At 52.6% G+C, this 22191-nt stretch carries 16 protein-coding genes; 10 read left to right on the top strand and 6 right to left on the bottom strand.

From position 1 onward, the window contains the following. The first annotated feature begins 1 nt into the window (after window position 1). The 5 genes from AC0YNX_RS16005 to AC0YNX_RS15985 all read left to right on the top strand — a co-directional run bounded on the left by AC0YNX_RS16005 (window position 2) and on the right by AC0YNX_RS15985 (window position 7631). A complete protein-coding gene (locus AC0YNX_RS16005; RefSeq protein ID WP_475816666.1) occupies window positions 2-886 on the top strand; it encodes a carbohydrate ABC transporter permease in 885 nt (294 codons plus the stop codon). Window positions 887-1075: 189 nt separating this feature from the next. Further along, window positions 1076-2911 (top strand): PAS domain S-box protein, encoded by a 1836-nt coding sequence (locus AC0YNX_RS16000; RefSeq protein WP_475816665.1) that lies wholly within the window; start codon window positions 1076-1078, stop codon window positions 2909-2911. A gap of 78 nt (window positions 2912-2989) precedes the next feature. Further along, window positions 2990-4999 carry a glutaminase family protein gene (locus AC0YNX_RS15995; RefSeq protein ID WP_475816784.1) on the top strand — a complete coding sequence of 670 codons (2010 nt, stop codon included), beginning with the start codon at window positions 2990-2992 and terminating at the stop codon, window positions 4997-4999. Between the two features lie 171 nt (window positions 5000-5170). Continuing rightward, a complete protein-coding gene (locus AC0YNX_RS15990; protein WP_475816664.1) occupies window positions 5171-6556 on the top strand; it encodes an MATE family efflux transporter in 1386 nt (461 codons plus the stop codon). A 205-nt stretch (window positions 6557-6761) separates the two neighbouring features. Next, a complete protein-coding gene (locus tag AC0YNX_RS15985) occupies window positions 6762-7631 on the top strand; it encodes a helix-turn-helix domain-containing protein (protein WP_475816663.1) in 870 nt (289 codons plus the stop codon). Here the strand turns inward: AC0YNX_RS15985 and AC0YNX_RS15980 are convergent. The 3 genes from AC0YNX_RS15980 to AC0YNX_RS15970 form a co-directional block, all read right to left on the bottom strand. Further along, window positions 7621-8487 (bottom strand): carbohydrate ABC transporter permease, encoded by an 867-nt coding sequence (locus AC0YNX_RS15980; protein WP_475816783.1) that lies wholly within the window; start codon window positions 8485-8487, stop codon window positions 7621-7623. The genes AC0YNX_RS15985 and AC0YNX_RS15980 overlap by 11 nt on opposite strands. A gap of 39 nt (window positions 8488-8526) precedes the next feature. Further along, window positions 8527-9405: a carbohydrate ABC transporter permease gene (locus AC0YNX_RS15975; protein ID WP_475816662.1), complete on the bottom strand. Its 879-nt coding sequence runs from the start codon at window positions 9403-9405 to the stop codon at window positions 8527-8529. Window positions 9406-9485: 80 nt separating this feature from the next. Further along, entirely contained in the window at window positions 9486-10790 is a 1305-nt protein-coding gene (locus AC0YNX_RS15970; RefSeq protein ID WP_475816661.1) for an ABC transporter substrate-binding protein, read from the bottom strand. A gap of 316 nt (window positions 10791-11106) precedes the next feature. On the opposite strand from AC0YNX_RS15970, the gene AC0YNX_RS15965 reads away from it, so the two are divergent. Beyond that, window positions 11107-11913, top strand: coding sequence for an aldo/keto reductase (locus tag AC0YNX_RS15965; RefSeq protein WP_475816782.1), 807 nt, complete (start codon window positions 11107-11109; stop codon window positions 11911-11913). Between the two features lie 101 nt (window positions 11914-12014). Here AC0YNX_RS15965 and AC0YNX_RS15960 read toward each other — a convergent pair whose 3' ends face one another. Beyond that, window positions 12015-12932 carry an aldo/keto reductase gene (locus tag AC0YNX_RS15960; RefSeq protein WP_475816660.1) on the bottom strand — a complete coding sequence of 306 codons (918 nt, stop codon included), beginning with the start codon at window positions 12930-12932 and terminating at the stop codon, window positions 12015-12017. A 285-nt stretch (window positions 12933-13217) separates the two neighbouring features. Between AC0YNX_RS15960 and AC0YNX_RS15955 the strand changes: the two genes are divergently transcribed. Together AC0YNX_RS15955 and AC0YNX_RS15950 are read left to right on the top strand one after the other, a co-directional pair. After that, entirely contained in the window at window positions 13218-13706 is a 489-nt protein-coding gene (locus AC0YNX_RS15955) for an HPP family protein (RefSeq protein WP_475816659.1), read from the top strand. Between the two features lie 149 nt (window positions 13707-13855). After that, window positions 13856-14710 (top strand): patatin-like phospholipase family protein, encoded by an 855-nt coding sequence (locus AC0YNX_RS15950; protein ID WP_475816658.1) that lies wholly within the window; start codon window positions 13856-13858, stop codon window positions 14708-14710. Between the two features lie 58 nt (window positions 14711-14768). Here AC0YNX_RS15950 and AC0YNX_RS15945 read toward each other — a convergent pair whose 3' ends face one another. Beyond that, window positions 14769-15218, bottom strand: coding sequence for a DUF4395 domain-containing protein (locus AC0YNX_RS15945; RefSeq protein ID WP_475816657.1), 450 nt, complete (start codon window positions 15216-15218; stop codon window positions 14769-14771). A 237-nt stretch (window positions 15219-15455) separates the two neighbouring features. Between AC0YNX_RS15945 and AC0YNX_RS15940 the strand changes: the two genes are divergently transcribed. Beyond that, entirely contained in the window at window positions 15456-19958 is a 4503-nt protein-coding gene (locus AC0YNX_RS15940; RefSeq protein ID WP_475816656.1) for an InlB B-repeat-containing protein, read from the top strand. Window positions 19959-20204: 246 nt separating this feature from the next. Here AC0YNX_RS15940 and AC0YNX_RS15935 read toward each other — a convergent pair whose 3' ends face one another. Then, window positions 20205-21071 carry a helix-turn-helix domain-containing protein gene (locus tag AC0YNX_RS15935; protein WP_475816655.1) on the bottom strand — a complete coding sequence of 289 codons (867 nt, stop codon included), beginning with the start codon at window positions 21069-21071 and terminating at the stop codon, window positions 20205-20207. A 117-nt stretch (window positions 21072-21188) separates the two neighbouring features. Here AC0YNX_RS15935 and AC0YNX_RS15930 point away from each other — a divergent pair, with 117 nt between their 5' ends. Beyond that, complete coding sequence (locus AC0YNX_RS15930) at window positions 21189-22007, top strand: phytanoyl-CoA dioxygenase family protein (RefSeq protein ID WP_475816654.1); 819 nt, start codon at window positions 21189-21191, stop codon at window positions 22005-22007. Window positions 22008-22191: the final 184 nt, after the last annotated feature.

Genomic DNA, 22191 nt, shown 5'->3' with positions numbered 1-22191 from the left:
AGTGGCTATTAAATTAACGCGGCAGGATATCGTAATCAATACGATTGTATACGCCATTCTGACGTTCTTGGCGGTCATTACGCTCATTCCGCTGCTTAATATCTTCTCCATCTCGCTCAGCGACAGCGCGAAGGCGACGGCGGGCCTTGTTACGGTCTATCCGCTTGGCCTCAGCTGGAATACGTACATCACGATATTCAAGGATCATGCAATATTGACGGCGGCGGGCGTCTCGACCGAACGTGTCGTGCTGGCGCTCGTCATTGACATGGTGCTCGTCGTGCTCGCATCGTATCCGCTTTCTAAGACGACGAAGGCGTTCCGCTCGCGGAATATCTACATGTGGACGGTCGTGGGCACGATGCTGTTCGGTCCGAGTACGATACCGATGTTCTTCACCGTCAAGGACATGCATATGCTCGGCACGATCTGGGCGCTTGTTATTCCGGGCGCTGTCGGCCAGTTCTACATTATTCTCATGATTAACTATTTCCGCAGCATCCCGTCGGAGCTTGAAGAGTCGGCAAGCATCGATGGCGCAGGACCCTGGCGCAGACTGCTCCAAATCTATGTGCCGCTGTCGATGCCGATTATGGCGACCATCGCGCTGTTCGTCGTCGTCGGCAACTGGAATGCTTACTATGACGGACTCATCTATGCCATTCAGACGAGCGACTATCCGCTTCAGACGTACATTCAGCAGCTGGTCGTCAGCTACGATACGACGATCCGCGACATTGAACAGGTGAAGAGCTTGCTCGCTGTCTCGAACCGAAGCCTCACGGCAGCGAAGCTCGTGATTACGATGATTCCGATTTTGCTCGTATATCCGTTCATGCAGAAGTATTTTATTAGCGGCATTATGCTTGGTTCGGTGAAGGAATAGGGTTTTATGAAGCTATCGAAGAGGCCGTTTGCTATGTCAGGAGATGACGTAGTGGGCGGTCTTTTTTTGTCCACTAACCAGCGGAAAAAATGTAAAAAAATCCAACCCGCTAGCTTGGTTTATGATATAAAAGAACTATATCTCATATAGAAACATCATGTTGGAGGAATCATGTCGCATAACCACCGAATGTCCGTAACAGATCGTTATCCTGCCTATAGGTCGTTGTTTGACCATTATCCAGAGGCCATTTTATCTTTTGATTTGGAAGGCAGGCTGCTCGAAGTCAACCGGTCGGCTCAGCTGAGGCTTGGTTACGAGCCAAGCGAGCTTGAGAATTTGACGCTGGATTGCGTGTCTGCTCCGGATTACAGGGAACGAAGCAAGCAGGCATTCATGGACTCGGCAACCGGATCACAAAACGAGTGCGAAATGGTTGTTCTGCATAAACAGGGATTACGTCTTGCGATGACGTTAACGAGCTTCCCTATCATCGTCAATGATGCAATTACTGGTGTTTATATGGTGCTTCGTGAGAGGGAATCGAATGATGGCCCGGATCTGGATGAGCAGCTTTCGAGAGAACAGTTGAAATTCTTCTTTGCGAATGTCGATGATGCCTGCCTCGTACTTGATACGGAGTTGCATATTGTGAAAATAAACGAAGCGTTCGAGTCCATGTTTGGCTGGTTGGAAGAAGAGGTACTGGGCATGCGGGTGCCTACAATTGCTGACCAGCGGCAGGATGAGGTTGAGCGTGTTCGCAGCCTCGTGCTTAACTCTCGGCAAACATATGGCTACGAAGGATTCCGAGCCCGCAAGGATGGCAGTATCGTCGAGATCGCCGTCACGGCTTCCCCTTTGCTGGGCAGTAAGGGTGAGCCTGTCGCTATAGCGTTAATAATAAAGGATATAGCCGAGCGTAAGAAGATGATCGAAGCGCTGCGGGAAAGCGAGAAGCAGCTGCGCGAAGTGATGAACGCCATGCCGGATCTCGTCAGCTTCAAGGACGGTCAAGGCAGGTGGATCGAAGCGAACCAGAATACGCTGATCATGTTTAAGTTGGAATCCGTTCCTTACAAAGGGTTGACCAATGTGGAGCTGGCTGAGCGAAGCGGGCATTACGAAGAGATTCTCGCGAAGAGCAACGAATGGGATGAGCAGGTTTGGGAGGCGGGCTATGCCATTCGTCAGCAGAACGGGCTTCCTGATACGCCGAACGGCGATCGTTTATACGATATTATGAAGGTGCCGCTCTTCCACGCGGACGGCCGGCGCAATGGTCTGCTGACGATAGGGCGAGATATTACGGAGCTGAAGCAGACGGAGGAGTTGCTCCGGACGACGGATAAACTCGCCGTGGTCGGCCAGCTCGCGGCAGGAATCGCGCACGAAATTCGCAACCCGCTAACGACGATTAGAGGGTTTATTAGCCTTTTGAATAAGCAAACAACCGACCAGAACAGCTGGTACCTCGATGTGATGCGCAGCGAGGTTGAGCAGATGGAGTGGATTACGAACCAGTTCATGTCTGTCGCGAAGCCGCAGTTGATGTCTTACAAGATGCACCGGATCGAGCTTGTACTGGCGCATGTGACGTCGTTTCTCTATCCGCTCGCGCTGATGAATAACGTACAAATTCACTTGGAGACTGAGCCGGACATTCCTGAGGTGGAATGCGACGAGAATCAGCTTATTCAAGTTTTCATTAATGTGGTGAAGAATGCGATTGAAGCGATGAACGGCGGCGGACAGATAGACATTATGATCAGGCGAAGAGACGAGCAGTACGTCTCCATCTGTGTCACTGACTACGGCTGCGGCATTCCTGCGGATCGTATCGCGCGGCTCGGCGAACCGTTCTATAGCATGAAGGAAAAAGGCACGGGTCTTGGCCTTATGATCTGCTACAAAATCGTGAAGGAGCATAGCGGCTGTATCAGCGTCGAGAGCGAGCTTGGGCAAGGGACGACAGTCGAGATTGTGCTGCCGTTCACGGGGGCAGCCCCGGAATCTCTGCATTGACATCCTCCTATATAGGATTTAATCTATATGTATTATAAAAAATATATATAAGATCGAAAGGATGTTCAAACTCACATGATGCATGCCATTCGTCCTTCCTCAGTTCCTCTCGTTACAGTTGATCCTTATTTCAGCGTTTGGTCGGCGGCTGATCGCCTGACGGACGATTATACGCGCCACTGGACCGGCCAGCGCCATGCGATGACCGGCTTAGTGCGCATTGATGGCAGTGTCTACCGCTTCGCGGGTAAAGTAGAGCCGAGAGCGGACCGGTACTATACAGAGCCGCCTGCGCTTGCACAAACGGGGGTAACGGTGACACCGCTTAGCACGGTGTACACATTCGAAGCGGGAGGCGTAGCGCTGTCGGTTCACTTCCTGACGCCGCTGCTGCTGGATGATCTTGATGTATTATCGCGGCCAGCTTCGTACGTATCCTTCGAAGTGAAGGCGACGGATGGACGCGAGCATGAAGTCAGCGTGTACTACGACGTGACGGGCGAATGGTGCGTCGATCTTCCGAAGCAAGCGGTGCTCTGCGAAGCTGCTGACAGCGACGAGCTGCTGGCTCTGCGCATGAGCCATGAGCAGCAGAATTATATGAACCGGTCGGGCGACGACCACCGCATCGACTGGGGTCATTTCTATTTGGCGGCGAAGCGCTCGGAGCCGGCCCGGATGTACGCGGGCTCAGATGATCTGCGCAAGCGCTTCGTCCGGGGCGAGCAGCTGAAGGGCGAGCCGGCGGATGTGTCGGCAGCGCGGGTGGTGGCAGATGCCAGCCCGGTGATGGCGGTTGTCTTCGATAGCGGCAGCATTGGCGCGTCCCCTGTCAGCCATCTGGCTGTTCTTGCGTACGATGACGTCTATGCCGTCGAGTATTTCGGCGACAAGCTGCAAGCCTACTGGCGCCGGAACGGTCAAGGCGCGGAAGAGATGCTCGCGGCTGCATTCGCGGAGTACGATACACTGCGTGAGCGCTGCGCAGCCTTCGACCGTCAACTGCTAGAAGACGGCGTGAAGGCAGGCGGCGAGCGCTATGCGGACCTGCTTGCCTTATCGTACCGTCAGTCCATTGCTGCGCATAAGCTGGTGGCCGATACGGAAGGACAGCTGCTGTTCCTGTCCAAGGAATGTTACAGCAATGGTTGTATGGCGACCGTTGATGTCAGCTACCCATCCATTCCGCTGTACTTGCTATACAATCCGGCGCTTGTTGAAGGCATGATCCGTCCGATTCTGAAATATTCGCTGACCGATGCATGGCCGTTCGAATTCGCGCCGCATGATATCGGGCAGTATCCAATCGGCAACGGACAAGTGTACAGCGACAATTCGCGTGATGGGCAAATGCCGGTCGAAGAATGCGGCAATATGCTTATCATGGCTGCTGCTGCATGTCTGGCTGGCGCTAACCGCCAATATATCTTTGATCATATGGAGCTGCTCGGCGAGTGGGCGTCGTATCTGCTCGAATACGGTCTCGATCCGGAGAACCAGCTGTGCACAGACGACTTCGCCGGACATCTTGCACGTAATGCGAACCTGTCGGTGAAAGCGATTATGGGCGTCGCTAGCTATTCGATTCTGAAGCAGTTGCAAGGCGAGACGGAAGAAGCGGCTCGTTATCGCAGCGCGGCGCAGGACATGGCGGTTAAGTGGGGCGAGCTTGCAGCGGATGGCGATCATACGAAGCTGGCATTCGGCTCCGAAGGCACATGGAGCTTGAAGTATAACCTGATCTGGGATGTGCTCTTCGGCACTGAGCTGTTCGACCGCGACATGATTCGCCGCGAAGTAGCTTGGTACGTGAAGCAGAGCAACAAGTACGGCACGCCGCTTGATAGCCGCGCGACCTACACGAAGTCGGACTGGCTCGTATGGTCGGCTGCGCTCGCGGAGCAAGACAGTGATTTCACTTCGCTGATCGAGCCAATTTGGCATATGCTGAACGACACGCCAGACCGTGTGCCGTTCTCGGATTGGACGGATACGTTAACGACGAGACAATTGAATTTCCAGCATCGCAGCGTCGTGGGCGGGATCTACATGAAGGTGCTGAAGGACAAAGGAACGATGCACGTATAAGCAATTTCTTTAAGAGGCGGCGTAAATGGACCATTTACGCCGTCTTTTTTCATGTTTCAGCACGGGCAGCCTGCTGATACTTCCATTAGACAGACAACGTAGGTAGGTGGGATAATAGCAGGAGTCAATCAAAATAGAGATACGGATACATGGGATAGGAGACATATTGAAATGAGTAAAGGAGAACAACTGTCAGGGGCACAGCAACCCTCTTGGAAGAAGCTGACGCTGTTCGCGCTGGCTTGGCCGATTCTGGTCGATTCCGTCCTGCGCATGATGCTGGGCACGGCGGATGTCTTTATGTTAAGCCGCATTTCGGATGAAGTGGCCGGCGCGGTAGGACTTGCGAATGAAATGATTATGTTCTGCGCGATGATGTTCGGGTTTGTTGCCGTCGGTACAAGCGTAGCGGTGACGCAATACCTGGGAGCCGGGCAGAAGGAAACGGCGACACGCATTTCTGCGCAGGCGATTACAATGGTGTTTATTTTTGGAATCGTGATTAGCCTGGTGCTCTTCTGCTTCAGCAAGCAGGGACTCGAGCTGATGAATCTTGATCCGTCTCAAGTCGATATCGCGAATAAGTATTTAAGGCTTATCGGCGGCTTCATCTGGATTGAGGCGCTCTCTTACGCCATTGCGTCCATTATTCGGGCGAACGGCAATACGAGAGGCGTTATGTATGTCACGTTCGGAGTCAATTTGCTGCATGTTGCAGGCAACTATCTGCTCATCTTCGGTCACTTCGGCTTCCCGGAATGGGGCGTCACAGGTGCAGCGGTATCAACGATTATAAGCCGTTTGATCGGTGTGCTGGTGCTGCTCGTTCTCCTGTACCGAACGGTACCGAGCAAGATTCGGCTGAAGGATTACTTCCGCTTCAACAAGCAGTATGCATCCAAAATATTAGGCATCGGCTTGCCGTCCGCAGGCGAGCACCTCGCATGGCAGTCGCAGCTGATGATGATTATGGTCTTTATCAACATGATCGGCCAACAAGCGCTGAGCGCCCATGTGTATGTGTGGAACATCTCGGCGTATTTCATGGCGTCATCGATGGCCATCGGCATGGCAACGGAGATTATCGTAGGTCACATGGTCGGGGCGGGCGAGAAGAGAGCGGCGTTCTTCCGGCTGCTGCGAAGCCTGAAGATTAGCATCGCGGTAACGGCAGGCTTGGTGACGGTCGCTGCGTTATTCCGCTATCAGCTCCTCGGTTTATTTACCGAGGATTCTCAGGTCATCTCGATCGGCGCGAGTATTCTTCTGTTGTCGATCGTCCTGGAGCCGGGGCGCGTCTTCAACATCGTCGTCATTAACTCGCTCCGCGCGGCAGGCGACGCCAAGTTCCCGGTCCTCATGGGCATTTGCTCCATGTGGGGGATCTGCGTACCGCTCGCATACTACCTGGGCATTCATCAGGATATGGGGCTTCTCGGGGTATGGATCGCTTTTGCCGTTGATGAATGGGTAAGGGGATTGCTCATGCTGGCTCGTTGGAAGAGCGGCGTCTGGGCGCGAAAGTCGCTCGTCAGTCACGAGCATATGGCTGTATAAACAAGAAGAAGCAAGCTTGTCCGGCATGACCGGAGCGGCTTGCTTATTTCTTTATGTCTACTCATTCGATAAAATGTCGAAAATAGACGCTATCTATATAGTTTTGTCATCCTATTCAAAGCTTAAATGAAATCGCTTACAATATCAATTGTGCGTGGTTAAACCTGGAATAACCTACAATGGCATAGGAGTTGATTACACCGTTATGAAACTGCCTGTTGTACATTTGTGCGGAGATTTCATCGTGAGGCGCAATTGGAAGCTGGAGATGCGCCGGCTGGAACAGCATGAGCTCGTCTATTTCCCCATTGGAACGGGAACGACGTATCATATTGCAGAGAAGACCTATACGCTGGACAAGCCTTGCTGGGTCATAACGAGGGCCGGGGAGGAGCATGGCTATCAGTTCAGCGAGACATCGGCGACAAGGCATCAGTTTATTCATTTTACGCAGGAGGATTCCACTCAGCTTGCGCTTCTTGCTGCGGACGGACCTGACGTCATTCCGATTCGCGAAGGCGGGTTTCAAGAGCAGATGATTCGTCATCTAATTGAAGTCACGTACACGGGCGGCAAGGACACCAGGCGCAGCGGATTCCTATTGGCGGCACTGCTCAATGAGCTAATCCAGCTAAGCGGTGCCAAACAAAAAGAAACCGTCGCCGGTTCCTCTTATTCCCCTATGGTCAGAATGGCGCTCGCCTATATTCGCCGTCATCTGGCCGAGCCCATCTCGGTCGCGGAAATCGCAGGCCACTGCAAGCTGTCGCAGGAGCATCTGTCACGATTGTTCGCTCGCGAGGTGGGCATTCCGCTTCGCCAGATGATTATTCAGCTGCGGCTGGAGCGCGCTGCGTATCATCTGCGCCACAGTACCCTCAGCATCAATGAGATTGCAGCCCAGTGCGGCTACTCCGAGAACCATTATTTCTCCCGAACGTTCACCGCCTACTTCGGCATCTCCGCCTCCGTGTACAGAGGCAAGTATGCGACGCCTGCTGAACGGCATGTCGTGTACGAGCAGCACATCGACGTCAAATATCCGATCAATACCTACATCTTCGTTAACCCTTGATGCCAGTCATCGTAATCCCTTCAATAATGTATCGCTGCAGCAGCAAGTAGACCACTAGAACAGGGATAACCGCAATCGTCGACCCTGACATCATTAGCGTCCAGTCCGTTACATACAGCCCCTTGAATGTACTGAGCATAAGCGGAACCGTAAACTTATCCGTCGTGCTTAGGAAGATGACCGGACGGAAGAAGTTGTTCCACGTTCCGAGGAAGGCAATAATCGCAAGCGCCGCGAGCGCCGGCTTCACGAGCGGAATCATAATGCGCCAGTAGATGGTCCACTGGTTCGCGCCATCCACATAAGCCGATTCCGATAGGTCGCGCGGAATGCCGAGGAAGAACTGGCGAAGCAGGAAGACACCGAATGCGCTGAATAACGAATCAGGTATGATGAGCGATAAGTGGGAGTCAAGCCAGCCGAAGTTCTTCAGAATGATATACAGCGGGACGATGGTGACTTGCTCGGGCACCATCAGCATGGACAGGAAAGCGATGAAGAGGATGTTCCGGAACGGAAAGTTGATCTTGGCAAAAGCAAACGCAGCCATCGAGCAGGTAAGCAGCTGGCCAATAACGATGGCAACCGAGATGTAGGCGCTGTTGAAGTAGGCCTTGTCGAACGGCATCGCCGTCAAGGAACGATGGATATTCTCCCAGTGCCACGGATTCGGCAGCAGGTTCGGCGGAACGAGGAAGATCTGGGACAGATCCTTTAGGCCGCTCGATACCATCCAGAAGAATGGGGCAATCATGAGTGCCGATGCTAATATCAGAATGAGATGGAGAATGATGCCTGGGATATTCAGTTTGTGTGAAGCGCGCCTGGCAGCTGGGCGCTGCTGCAGCTGCGTCATTGATTCCGTCTTAGCAGATTCCATGGACAATCATCCTCCTTAATCGGCGTAATGTACCCATTTGCGGGAGTAGTAGGTTTGCAGCACAGTCAGGATGAGAATGATGACGAACAGAATGACGGCGGCTGATGCGCTCCGGCCGAACTGGAAGTTCTTGAACGCAAGCTCGTACAGATGGTAAACCATCGTATAGCTGGCCTTTGCCGGTCCGCCGCTTGTCATGACGAAGGCGGTATCGAATACCTTGAAGGAATCAATAACGGCAATGATCGTGACGAACAGCGTCGTCGGCGACAACAGCGGCACCGTAATGCGCCAGAACTGTTGGTTTCGAGTCGCGCCGTCAATCATGGACGCCTCGTAATAGTCTTTGGAAATCCCCTGCAGACCGGCGAGGAACAGCACCATGTTGAAGCCAATTCCTTTCCAGATGCTTACGATTGCAAGTGATGGCAGCACGAGATTGAGGTCGGTCAGCCACTGTGGACCTTTGATATTGAAGAGCAGCTTGAGCGAGACGTTGATTAGGCCAAAGTCGCCGTTGAGGAGCCACATCCAGACGATTGCAACCGCAACGGAGCTCGTGACGACTGGCATGAAGAAGAATAGGCGATACAGCACGCGCATCCGTACATTATTGAGGGCGACTGCTGTAATTAAGGAGAGGAAGATACCCGCTGGCACCGTTAGGACGGAGAACAGCAGCGTGTTCTTCATTGCTTTCTGGAAGTCAGGGTTGTGGAAGGCATAATTGAAATTGTCCAAGCCGACAAAAGCCGCTGCCTTGAACCCGTCCCAGTCGAGCGTGCTGAGCACGAACGCGCTGATCAGAGGGATGAGCGAGAAGGCAAGGAGCCCAACGAGCTGCGGGGCAATAAAGAGATAGCCCCATATGGTGTTCGAACGTTTAGGATTCATAACGGACCTCCGATGTAGCTCGAATGGAATCGTAGAGAAGGGGAGGAATGAATTCCTCCCCTTCTCTTGGTGCTGCTATATTACTTGGCGTTTGCCTCAGCGATCTTCTTGTTCACGCCTTCAGCCATTTTCTTCAGCGTCGTCTCTGCGTCCTGTTTGCCGAGCAGCAGCAGGTCGTAGTTGTCCTTCACGATGTCTGAAGCGCCTGGTACGGCGGACTCCGATGGCCAGAGCGCATAGCCGATCTCGCGAGCATCAAGGAAGTACTGAGCGTGCGCAGGCTGAGCGCTTTTATCGAGCACCAGATCATCTACACCGGAGACGGAAGGAACGGCGTTACCGCCTTTCAGACGGAACTGCTGGCCTTCCTTCGATACGAAGTAAGAAAGGAAGTCATACGTTGCATCCGGATGAGCGGTCTTCTTGTTCATAACCATGTAGGCGGTAGGGATGCCTGCCGGTTCCATTTTGTTGCCTGTATTCGTAGGCAGCGGAACGATATCGTATTGCAGTGCAGTGTTTGCATTATATTGAGGCACCCACCAGCGTCCAGCGATACCGAAGCCGACTTGGTTGGACATGAACATCGCGTCAGGACCTTGTCCTTTCGGCAGGGAGCCGGAGAAGACGAAGTTCTTGTTCTTCACATTGTCAGCGAGGTATTGGAAGGCTTCGAGCGCTTTCGGATCTTTATCGGCAACGAATTGGCCGCCAAGGTCTTTGTCATATACTTTGCCGCCGTTTGTCGTTACCCACGAATAGATTGGGGATGACCAGTCTTCAAGCACGAGGCCGTATTTGCCGGCCGCTTGGATCTTAGCCGTCAGTTCGGAGAGCTTCTTCCAGTTCCACTCGCCTGCTTCGTACAAGGCTTGCGGATCGTCGGTAATGCCAGCGTCCTGCAGCACTTTCTTGTTGTAGTACATAACAAGCGGGTTACAGTCGACCGTTACGCCGAAGATTTGGTCGCCTTTCTTCGAGCCGCCCCAGAGGCCTTCTGCAAAGTCAGAGGCTTTAATCGGACTGCTCGGCTTGTCCATCAGCTGTGTAAGTTCAGAGATCGAGCCGTTGGCAATAAGCTTAACGACGGTCTGATCGCCCGCGTAGAACGCGTCAGGCGCTGTGCCGCCTTGCAGCTGAGTAATGAGCTTCTCTTCGTAACCGTCGTTCGGTACAGCAACGAGCTCCCATTGTGTCTTCGGGTGATCCTTGTTGTACTGATCGGTTAATTCGTAGAAACGTTTCAGCTCACCGGGGTTGCCCCAGGTGCTCCATTTCAGGTGCAAGACTTCACCGTCAGAACCGGATTTGCCGCTGCTGCAAGCAGACAGTGCGATGGATAGAACGACGAGTGAGCTTGCGGTTAATTTCATACTTCTTCTCATTGTCCGAGTCGACCCCTTCCAGAATTGAAAATCTTCCAATTATGGCGAATTGTAGTGACTTTGCGCGGATGTAAGTAAATTGTAATGCCAATTGGTAGCGGTTACAATGTGCGTAACTCGTACAAAATATGGACTTTTATGATCTGTGAAAGAAGCAAGCACGCGTATAACTATACGGAATGAGCCTTGTCAGACCTGGGTGGAAAGGGTATAAAGAAGAGGATAAGCGCTTCTCAATTTCTGGTAGTGGAGGAAGGGGCAAATACGCGTGGTATTATCGCTTTCAAGCAAAGTAACGCTGAATAATGGCGTTCAGATGCCGTGGCTAGGACTTGGAGTATGGCAGGGCAGATCGGAGGATGGCCCGCATGTCGAGGCCGCGGTGCGTACGGCGATTGAAGCCGGCTACCGCAGCATTGATACGGCTTCGGCTTATGAGAATGAAAGAGGCGTCGGTAAGGCGGTTCGCGAGAGCGGCGTTCCGCGGGAGGAGATCTTCGTGACGACGAAGGTCGCGAATCCGGATCACGGCTATGAAGCAACGCTGAGTGCTGTGGATCGGTCGCTTCGCGAGCTGAATATTGATTATGTGGATCTGTTCCTGATCCACTGGCCGGTGTCCGTTCGCGCGTCATTCATTGATACGTGGCGTGCGCTCGAGAAGGTATATGCCGAAGGCAAAGTGAAAGCGATTGGCGTCAGCAACTTCCAGATTCACCATCTGGAGAAGCTGATTGGCACCTGCGAAGTAGTGCCAGCGGTGAATCAGGTGGAGTACCATCCGCGGCTGACGCAGCAAGAGCTGCATAGCTACTGCAAGAGCAAAGGCATTCAGCTTGAGGCTTGGAGTCCGCTCATGCTGGGTCGCTTGCTGGAAGAGCCCGTCATCCAGAAGCTGAGCGAGCGCTATGGCCGGACGCCTGCGCAGATCGTGCTGCGCTGGGATTTGCAGAACGGCGTCGTGACGATTCCGAAGTCGTCGAACCCGAAGCGAATTCACGAGAACGCCGATCTGTTCGGCTTCGAGCTGTCCGCTGCCGATATGGAGCAGCTGAACGGCCTCAACCGGAACGAACGATCCGGTATGGATCCGGATAAGTTCGAGCAGCTGTGGAGCTGGTAGCTAGCTCTGCTCTGCCTTGCTCTGCTCTGTAAATGCAAACACCCTCGGGTCCGTCTTCACGGGTCCGAGGGTGTTTTTGTCGTTATGGGCTATTCTTCGCCTTATGGCAAGATGTTGCCAGCAGCGCGGTAGATTGCGTACCACTCTTCGCGAGTGAGGCGAATCTCGCTTGCTTTGACGCAATCGAGCAAACGCTCTACGTTCATCGTGCCTGTTACTGGCTGCATGTTCGCTGGGTGACGAAGCAGCCAAGCGATTGCGATTGTTGTGTTGCTCACTTCGTATTTCGCTGCGATCTCATCGATCTGCTGGTTCAGTTCAGGGAACTTCGCGTTGTCGAGGAAAACGCCTTCGAAGAAGCCGTATTGGAATGGCGACCAAGGCTGAATCGTGATGTCATGCAGGCGGCAGAAATCAAGAATGCTGCCGTCGCGGTTGAGCGACGAATCGTTCACCATGTTAACGTTAACGCCATTAGAGATCATGTTGGCATTCGTGATGCTGAGCTGCAGTTGGTTTGCAATAATCGGCTGTTTGACCGATTTCTTCAGCAGCTGGATTTGGAGAGGGTTCTGGTTCGATACGCCGAAGTGGCGCACTTTGCCCGAGCTCTCGAGTTGGTCGAATGCAGCCGCAACTTCGTCCGGCTCAACGAGCGCGTCAGGACGGTGCAGCAACAGCACGTCCAGATAGTCGGTTCTCAGACGCTGAAGGATCTTATCCACCGACTCCAGGATATGCTCCTTGGAGAAGTCGAACTGTCCTTGGCGGATTCCGCATTTGGACTGGAGAATGATTTTCTCCCGAATCTCATCGTTCATATGAATGGCATCTGCAAAGATCTCCTCGCACTTACCGCCGCCATAAATATCAGCGTGATCGAAGAAATTCGCGCCTGCCTCTAGTGATGTTTGGACGAAACGCTCTGCCTCAGTCTTGCTAAGCGAGTTGATGCGCATGCAGCCGACGGCTAGAACAGGTACTTCTAACGTGCTTGTACCAAGCTTAATCGTTCTCATTGGAATTGTTGTCCTCCTCATCATTTGGAAATACTGTACATCCCTTACCGATTGTGACACAGGTGACAGTACATCGCAAGGAGGCAGATTCAAGAACATCTGGCGGGAATTACGAGCTTGGCGGTTATGCGAGAGTGTGTTATCGTGAGAATAACGATTGTTTGAACGAAACCATGTATGTAAGAATGGATGAAGACGCAATATGGAAGGCGACCGGTACCACCTATCGGACGCCTTATTTTGTGCGGCTACCGCGCAACATGAAGGAGGCATCCTTAGTAGGTTATGAATGTAAAAACACTGGTTATCTGTCTGTATGTCATGTTGATCTATTGGCTATCCTTACACGTATCCTTCCTTGATACGTTATTCTTCCCAACGCTCGGCGCATTTAGTTTCTTATTTCTTTCTCGTCCATTTACACCGAAAGAGCTGGCGAAGGTCGTATTCGGCGCTGTGGTGACATCGCTGATCGGCTTGCTCCTGGTATCGCTGTACGCGAGCGCGCTCACCTTGTTTATCAATGTCGTCATTACGATCTGGCTGATTCGCAAGTTCAAGTGGAACGCGCCGCCGATTGCGGCTATTGCTCTTATTCCGTTCTTCTCTCATTCCCCGCATCTGTGGGCGATTCCAATCTCGGTGACCATTGCTTTGCTCGGATTGATGGGCGTACTCTACCTGGGCGGGCTTGTGGAGCAGAAGTTCGGACAACGGCTGGAGCTGCTTACGGGCAGAAGCAAGACGGCAGGAGAGCGCGATATTGCAGGTTAACTCTAGTATCCACAGCCAGAAGAGGCTGTGGATTTTGTTGCTATATATTCATATGTATAAATTGACTTACTCAAATTTGATTGGATAAAATAATAGAAGAATACTTCTAGCAGCGTTAGAGGCAGCATATCGTGCAGGGGGCAGACGTAATGGATTCAATTGGACTCATACTTGAAGGCGGGGGCATGCGGGGCATCTATACGGCGGGCGTGCTCGATTATTTCGCGGAGCAAAATCTCTATTTTCCATATACAATCGGGGTATCGGCAGGGGCGTGTATGGGCGCGAGCTACCTCTCGCGGCAGATCGGCCGGAACCGGGAAGTGAACGTGAAATGGGTGAGCGATCCGCGCTATATCTCATGGAGCAGCTTCTTCAAGAAAGGCGAGCTGTTCGGGATGGACTTCATCTTCGATGAGCTTCCGAATCGCCTGGTGCCATTCGACAATGAAGCGTTCAACAATAGCGAAGAAGAGTTCGTTATCGGCACGACCGATCTCGAGACTGGCAAGACGGTGTACTATCGCAAGAGCGACCCTGAATTTGATCTGCTGACGATTATCCGTGCTTCGAGCTCGCTTCCTTTTATCGCGCAGATTATTGAATATAAGGGGCGCAAGCTGCTGGATGGCGGCATCTCCGATCCGATTCCAGTTCGTCAGGCCGAGCGCGACGGTTATAAGCGCAATGTGCTTATTCTAACCCGCAACGAAGACTATCGGAAGTCCAAGAACAAGTTCGCCTTCTTCGTTCGCCGCGCATATCGCAAATTCCCGAAATTCGTAGAGAAGATGCTGACGCGGGACCGTATCTATAATGAAGAGCTGGACTATATCGCGGAGCAGGAGCGTAAGGGCAACGTGTTTGTTATCCGCCCGCAGAAGAAGCTGACCGTCGGCCGGTTAGAGCGCGATTCTTCGAAGCTGGATGAGCTGTACCTGCAGGGTTATGAGGAAGCGAAGCTGCTCGCGCCGAAGTTGAAGGCTTGGATGGAGCAGGGCTAGGCGCTGTTAATAGAAAAACCCGGACCAGTTGGTCCGGGTTTATTTGTCCTTGTGCGGCTTAATGCGAAGCTTTCCGGCGCAGACGGAATTGCTTCCATTGGAAGTACATGAAGCAGCCCATGCAGAATCCGCATAGCGCGAGCACGACTGCAACCGTGAGCATGCCTAGGCCGATATAGCTCAGTATCGTGAGGTTCAGCGCATAGGCAATAAGCGTGATAGCGAGGAAAATAATCGCGAGCAGGTTGTTGAAGCGCAGCAGCTCGCGGCTTTCTGTTCGGGCGCTGACCGGGAAGAGCGGCGACAGCACGCGAACGAACAGGTTATAGCGCACGCCATAGGTTCGGCTGATGAGCTGAACGGCGAGCGGCAGCAATAGAATCCATAGCTGCCCGGTCAGGACGCTGGCAATGATGCTGATCAAGATGCCCAGCTGATTGCCGCGGACGCGGTGGAGCGGGACTTCATCTACACAGTCATAGGATAAGTTTACAGGTGGACGTTCCATCGAGATCATCCTCCGATTCTGAATTGGGGTTGTATTGTTTTTATTATACGCCAAAACATAGTTTTCGGGTAGGATTAATTGAATAGGTTGTCTCATCTTTGAAAATAGGCGTAAAATTCCATAATTTCTGCCATGGATTAGCAACTTTATATCGTTTACTATTAAGGTTGCGAGATTCATTGTCATTAACTGATTCTTCATGACAATGGTACGAGAGTCGAATAATAGGGGAGGTTTATGATGAGAAAGCAAGCACTGATGAAGCGAGTAGCTGCATTGCTTGTTGTTACGATTGTTGCGGGGCTCATGCAGACCGCTGGTCTAGGCTTGGGGAAAGCAAAGGCAAGCGCGGGTGATGCGCTGGCAGGCTTAAGTTGGTTCGCGAAGCCGTCAGAGACGAGCGATCCGACGGAGATGTTCCGTACGGCAGCCTATGGGGACGGAACAATTGTGGCGGCGGGTACGCCGACGATGTATTTCACAGGGGAAAACGGTGATATGCACAAAAAGGATCTGATCAGAACGTCGGACGCAGGGGCGGCTTGGACACCCGGAAGCACACAAGCCAATCTCGAACTGAGAAGTCTACTCTATGGACCGGATGATCTGTTCATAGGAGTAGGATACGGGCAACAGCTCTATTACGGACAGCAAAGCTACCATGGCAAGATTCTGACCTCCGCCGATGGCGTGAATTGGGATTCAGAAACAGTGCCGATCGAGATCGAGCCAGGCACGCAACTCTTTGGCGTAACTACGAACGGGACTGACAAGTATGTAGCGGTAGGCGCGCTGAGCGATATTAATTTCAACCAGACGCCTGTTATCTTAACTTCAGAAGACGGAACGGACTGGTCGTCGCAAGCGTCTGCGGTCGGCACCGGGGCAATGAACGCCGTTACATATGGCAGTAACAAGTACGTTGCGGTTGGCAGCGGCGGCGCAATTCAAACATCGGGCGATGGTGAGAACTGGACGCAGCAATCGTCAGGCGTTACATCGACGCTTCGCGGAGTTGCTTACGGGAACGGCAAATTCGTAGCCGTCGGCAGCGGCGGCAAAATCCTTACATCGTCCGATGGATCGTCTTGGTCTGCGGCGACGCCGCCGGTGAGCGGGACCTTCAACAGCATTGCTTTTGGCGGTGGCACGTTCGTCCTTGTGGGCAATGGCGGAGTAATCCTCAGCTCGCAGAATGGAACCAGTTGGACGCAGCAGACATCAGGCACGACTGCGGTGCTGTACGGCGCGGCTTACGTGAATGGCGAGTTCATGGCGCTCGGCGCGAACGGCACGATTCTGATGGCCCAGCACAAGCTGAGCTATTCGGCTGATGCGAACGGTTCGATTGACGGCAATGCGGTGCAAGGCGTACGTTCGGGCGGAAGCGGTACGACTGTTACTCCGAAGGGGAACACAGGCTACGAGTTCGATAGCTGGAGCGATGGTCTCTTCGGGACAGCGGATGGCGTGCGTACGGATAGCGGTATTGCAGGCGATCTCGATGTGACAGCTTCTTTTAAACGGATTAAGTACGCGTTGACCTACGATATATCTGGCAATGGTCATATTGATGGAGAGCGCAACCAATTGGTGCCGTATGAGAGCAATGGGACTGCGGTTACAGCTGTACCGGAAATAGATAATCATTTTGTACAGTGGAGCGACGGGGACACGAATCCGACCCGCACAGATTTGAATGTGATGGCGGGCAAGACGATTACGGCTCAGTTCGCGATTGATACCTACAATGTTACGTATACAGCGGGCGCAGGCGGCACGATTAGTGGCACTGCTTCGCAGACGGTGAATGTAGGATCGGATGGATCTACAGTCACGGCGACCCCGAATACGGGTTATCATTTTGTAAAATGGAATGACGACAAGACGGATTCGGCGCGCTTTGAGAGCAATGTTCGATCGAACCTAACTTTCTCGGCTAGCTTCGCAATCGACACATTTACGCTGAAATATCGTGCGGGTGCCGGAGGAAGCTTGACCGGTGTCACAGATCAGACGGTAGATTACGGACAGGATGCTACGCCTATAACGGCTGTGCCGACTAATGGCTACAGCTTCATTGGCTGGAGTGATCTCGTTGCGGATCTAACGCGCACAGACCTCAATGTGACGCATGCCATTGATGTGCAGGCACTCTTTACCATTAACCAGTATACGCTTTCGTATTCAGCAACTACTGGTGGAAGCATCACGGGCACTGCTCTTCAAACTATTGATCACGGTTCTAATGGTACAGCGGTAACGGCCGTTGCGGACAGGGGTTACCACTTCGTAGATTGGAGCGACGGCAAGACGGAAGCGACGCGCCAGGATATGAGCGTAATCGCTAGCAAGACGGTGACGGCGAATTTTGCAATCAATACGTATCATCTTACTTACTCGGCAGGAGATCATGGAACGGTTACCGGAACGTTGCAGCAAACCGTGAACTTTGGCGCGGATGGCACTGAAGTGACGGCTACGGCTGAGACAGGTTACCACTTTGTTCGATGGTCTGACGACAAGACGGCGGCAAACCGGACGGATGAGGATGTCGACCGGGATATTACGGTGAGCGCGATCTTCGCAATTGATCAGTTCACGCTGGAGTACGTGGCTGGTGCAGGCGGCAGCTTGACAGGCAGCGCACATCAGAACGTGAATTACAATACGGACGGAACGGAAGTAACAGCGGTTGCGGAGACGGGCTACCACTTTGTCTCGTGGAGCGACGGCATTACGACGGCAGCTCGTAAGGACTTGAAAGTGAAAGCCAACAAGAGTGTGACGGCGTTGTTCGAGATTAATACGTACTCGCTGGCGTACACGGCGGGCGCGAATGGAACGGTTACGGGCAACGCGTCCCAATCCGTTCAGCATGGCTTGGATGGAACGGCAGTAACTGCGGTCCCGGATGCCGGGTATCATTTTGTAACATGGAGCGACAACGTCACTGCGGCAACGCGTACGGATGAAGATGTGACCGGTAATATCGCAGTAACGGCACAGTTTGCGATTGATACCTTTACCGTGAGTTACGCGGCAGGTACAGGCGGCACTATTGGCGGGGAAGCAACGCAGGAGGTTGATCGCGGCGCAGATGGCACTGAAGTGACAGCTGTTCCGAACGCAGGTTATCACTTCGTTGACTGGAGCGACAGCAAGACAACGGCGTCTCGGACCGAAACCGACGTGACAGCAGACTTCAGTGTAACGGCGAATTTTGCGATTAACAAATACACGCTGACCTACACGGCTGGCTCCAATGGAACATTGACGGGCGATACGAATCAAACGGTAACGCATGGCTCGAACGGCACGGCTGTGACAGCTGTTCCGGCTGTAGGCTATAAGTTCGTCAGCTGGAGCGACGGTGTACGTAGTGTTGCGCGAACAGACTTGAACGTTAGTGGCGATGTTATAGTAACCGCTACGTTCAAGCGGATCACGGCTAGCGGCACGGGTGGCAGTCAAGGGACAACACAAGGGGAAGGTGCGGAAGTCATTATTGGCGGCAAACCGTACACAGTCGGTGAATTGCACACTTCTGAACGTGGCGGGCAATCGGTCGCTACGGTAACGGTGGATGAAACTAAGCTGAAAGAGCTGCTGGCAAGCGTAGGTCAAGCCGCAACAGTTGTCATTCCGATTTATTCGGATGCCGACATTGCGATTGGTCAGCTCTCAGGCGGCATGATTCAGGAGCTAATTGCGAAGGAAGCGACTCTGCGAGTAGAAACGGAAGGCGCTGTATATTCGCTGCCTACTCAGCTGATTGATCTGGAAGCGATGGCGAAGCAATTCGGTACGGATGTGAAGGCGAGCGACCTGACGGTCAGTATTGAAATCGGCAAGCCGACAGCGGCTGCTGCCGCTGCAGCTCAGCAAGCGGCGGACAACGGCGATGTAACGATCATTGCCCCGCCGGTCAGCTTCTCGGTTCATTTCACCTACAACGGACAATCGATTGAGCTGTCTTCGTTCCCTTCATACGTAGAGCGTATGCTTGCGATTCCAGGAGAGAATGCGAATCAAGAAGCGACTACGGCTGTTATTGTGGAGCCGGACGGCACGCTACGCCATGTGCCAACGAAGCTGGTACAGGCGGATGGCAAGTGGTATGCCGTAGTGAACAGCATGACGAACAGCTTGTACGCCGTGGTGAATAAGCAGGTTCAATTCAAGGATATAGCGAGTCACTGGGCGAAGGATGCCATTGTTAATATGGGATCACGCACAATCGTTGGCGGAACGGGGAACGGATTATTCGAACCGAATAAGGCTATTACCCGCGCCGAATTCGCGGCGATAATGGTTCGTGCACTTGGTCTTAAGCTGGTGGATGGAACAGGCGGTTTCGCTGATGTTCAGTCATCGGCATGGTACGCGGATGCGGTTCAGACCGCTTATGCGCACCAGCTCATTAACGGCTTCGAGGACGGCAGCTTCCGTCCGAATGCAAGCATTACCCGCGAGCAGGCGATGACGATGATCGCGAAGGCGATGAAGATCACAGGCATCAATGTGAATCTTCAAGCTAGCGATGCGGACGCGTTGTTAAGTCGCTTCGCGGATAAGGCGAGCGCTGGCGGATGGGCGATTAACGGCATTGCAGCATGCTTGCAATCCGGAATCGTATCCGGTCAGGGCGCAGCTGCGCTAGCGCCGAAAGCCAACATTACACGGGCTGAGGTAGCCGTTATTATTGAGCGGCTGCTGGAGAAGTCCAGCTTGATCTAAATGGATTAAGTAAGAAGGCAGTGACCCTGCGGTCATTCAGAGTGTAGAAAGTGTAGAGAACCCCACGTTCAAAGAGAAACCCACCTTCAAAACGGTGGGTTTCTCTTTTTTTTGTATATTTTCACTCTTAGGGGTTTCGGAGAGGCACTCAGACTGGGAAGCAGCCAATATCGGCAGCATGGTCGAGGCTTTCTCGACAGCCTGAGTATCCTTGGGTCATTGCCTTTTTCTATGCTTGCATGGCGTCTACTCATGCCGTTCGTGCAGTTCGGGCTCCATCAGCGCCTTATATTCCGCTGGGGTGTAGTCCGTGTACTTCTTGAACGACTTGCAGAAGTGGGCAGCGTCGAAGAATCCCGTATCGAGCGCGATGTCGGTCACTTGCAGATGGGTCGTGCGCAGCAGACGCTTCGCTTGTTCGATGCGGATCTTCATCAAGTAGCGGCCGAGCGGAATGCCCGTGATGCTCTTGAAGATTTGGTTGAGATACCGCTCGTTCAACTCGTAACGCTCAGCCACTTCGGCTAGCGAGATTGGATCGCCGTAATTTTCATTTAGGTCCTTAATAATCTCCTGAATCATCGGCTCGTGCTTGAGCGTCTTCGACTTCGACGGTCCGTGGAACAGATGCACCGCTCGGTAGATTTTCACCAATATATGAATGAACAGGTGTTTTGTTAGGTGTGGCGACGGCTTGCCTGAACGCATCTCCGTGATCAGCGCTAAGAAGTCTTCCTCCAGTCCCGGGAGTGTCAGCGGCTTGGATTGAAGATTAATCGTCTTATAGATCTGACGCAGCTGGGCTTTAAGCGCTTCATCCTTGAACTGAAAGGCAAGGAAAATGACCTTGAAGCTGCCTTCTTCGCAGCTGCTATTGCGGATCGTATCGGGCAAGAAGAGCAGGTCATCCTGCGCGACATGTACAATGGTTCCGTCCTGGCGGATCGTGTTCGTCCCTTGAATGTAGTAGCTCAGCTCGAAGTCGTAGCCAACGCCGTCCCAGCCTGTATTCCGCCATATGCCGCCGGAATGCAGGTTCATTCGCGGCCATTCGAGATCGATCATCGCAATGAATTGTTCAAGCCCAATCAGCATCGTTTCGCTCGTTGTCAAAATTTATCCACCACTTTATCTTACTTTTTTACAATCGTACTTCCATTATACAATACAGCCTCGTGCATGCAACGTATAATCAAGTCATAAGTCAACCACATTAAGGAGTGAACAAATATGCTACTCAAATTGACAGAACAAGAAAGACTGACAGGTGTCCCAGAACAGGAAACAATTGATATTGCGATTGAGCAAATTAAGAAAAACGGATATATCGGTTTTGAAAGCGTACTCTCCCCGGAGCAAATTGCTGAGCTTAAAGGTGCATTCCTTCCGATGTTCAACGAATACATTGAACGTTTCGGCTACAATACAGGTACGAACCGTGCACAGATGCATCTACCTTTTTTACAACCATTTATTAACGATTACATGATTGCTAATTCATTCGCGTTGCCGGTAATCAAAGCCGTTCTTGGCGAAGGCGTTCGCGTTACGTACCTTGCGTCGGATACAGCTTGCCCAGGCTCTGACTATCAGAACGTGCACTCGGATATGCCGCCGCTGTTCCCTGAGCTTGGCGTAGCGCTTCCCGCTTACAGCCTTGTATTGAACATTCCGCTCGTGGATGTTAATGCAGAGAACGGTCCGCTTGAAGTATGGCCTGGCGGTACGCACCTCGATCCAGAGAGCACGAAGCATACGTCGATCGACGGCCCAATGCTGCGCGCTGCGCAAACGATGCACTCGGAGAAAATCCATATGCCGGCTGGCTCGATCGTTATCCGCGACATCCGCATGTGGCACCGTGGCACGCCGAACGTAACGAACGAGAACCGCACGAACATTGCGCTGATCTACAACAACGACTGGTACGGCGCTGGCGGCTCCATCCACGTTCCGCAAGAAGCGTACAACGAAGCTTCCAAAGAAGTGAAAAGCCTATTCCGCTGCGAAAGAATCGGCGTACCGGCGAAAATGCCTTGGGAATGGTAATTTGTTCGAAATAGAGAAGAAGGGCTGCAGCGAAATGCTGCAGCCCTTCTTTTTTTGGTGCGCTAACGCTAAGGAACCGTACGACGCTTATTCGCTCATTTGCAGTCCGTTTGCTCGTGTAACGAGCTACAGAAGCGTTATTCTGCCTATTTTGCCTACGGAATTACTGGAATATGGCTAATAG

It is taken from the genome of Paenibacillus sp. J31R98 (genome assembly GCF_056269245.1).
This window is presented reverse-complemented; position numbering and strand designations above follow the sequence as displayed.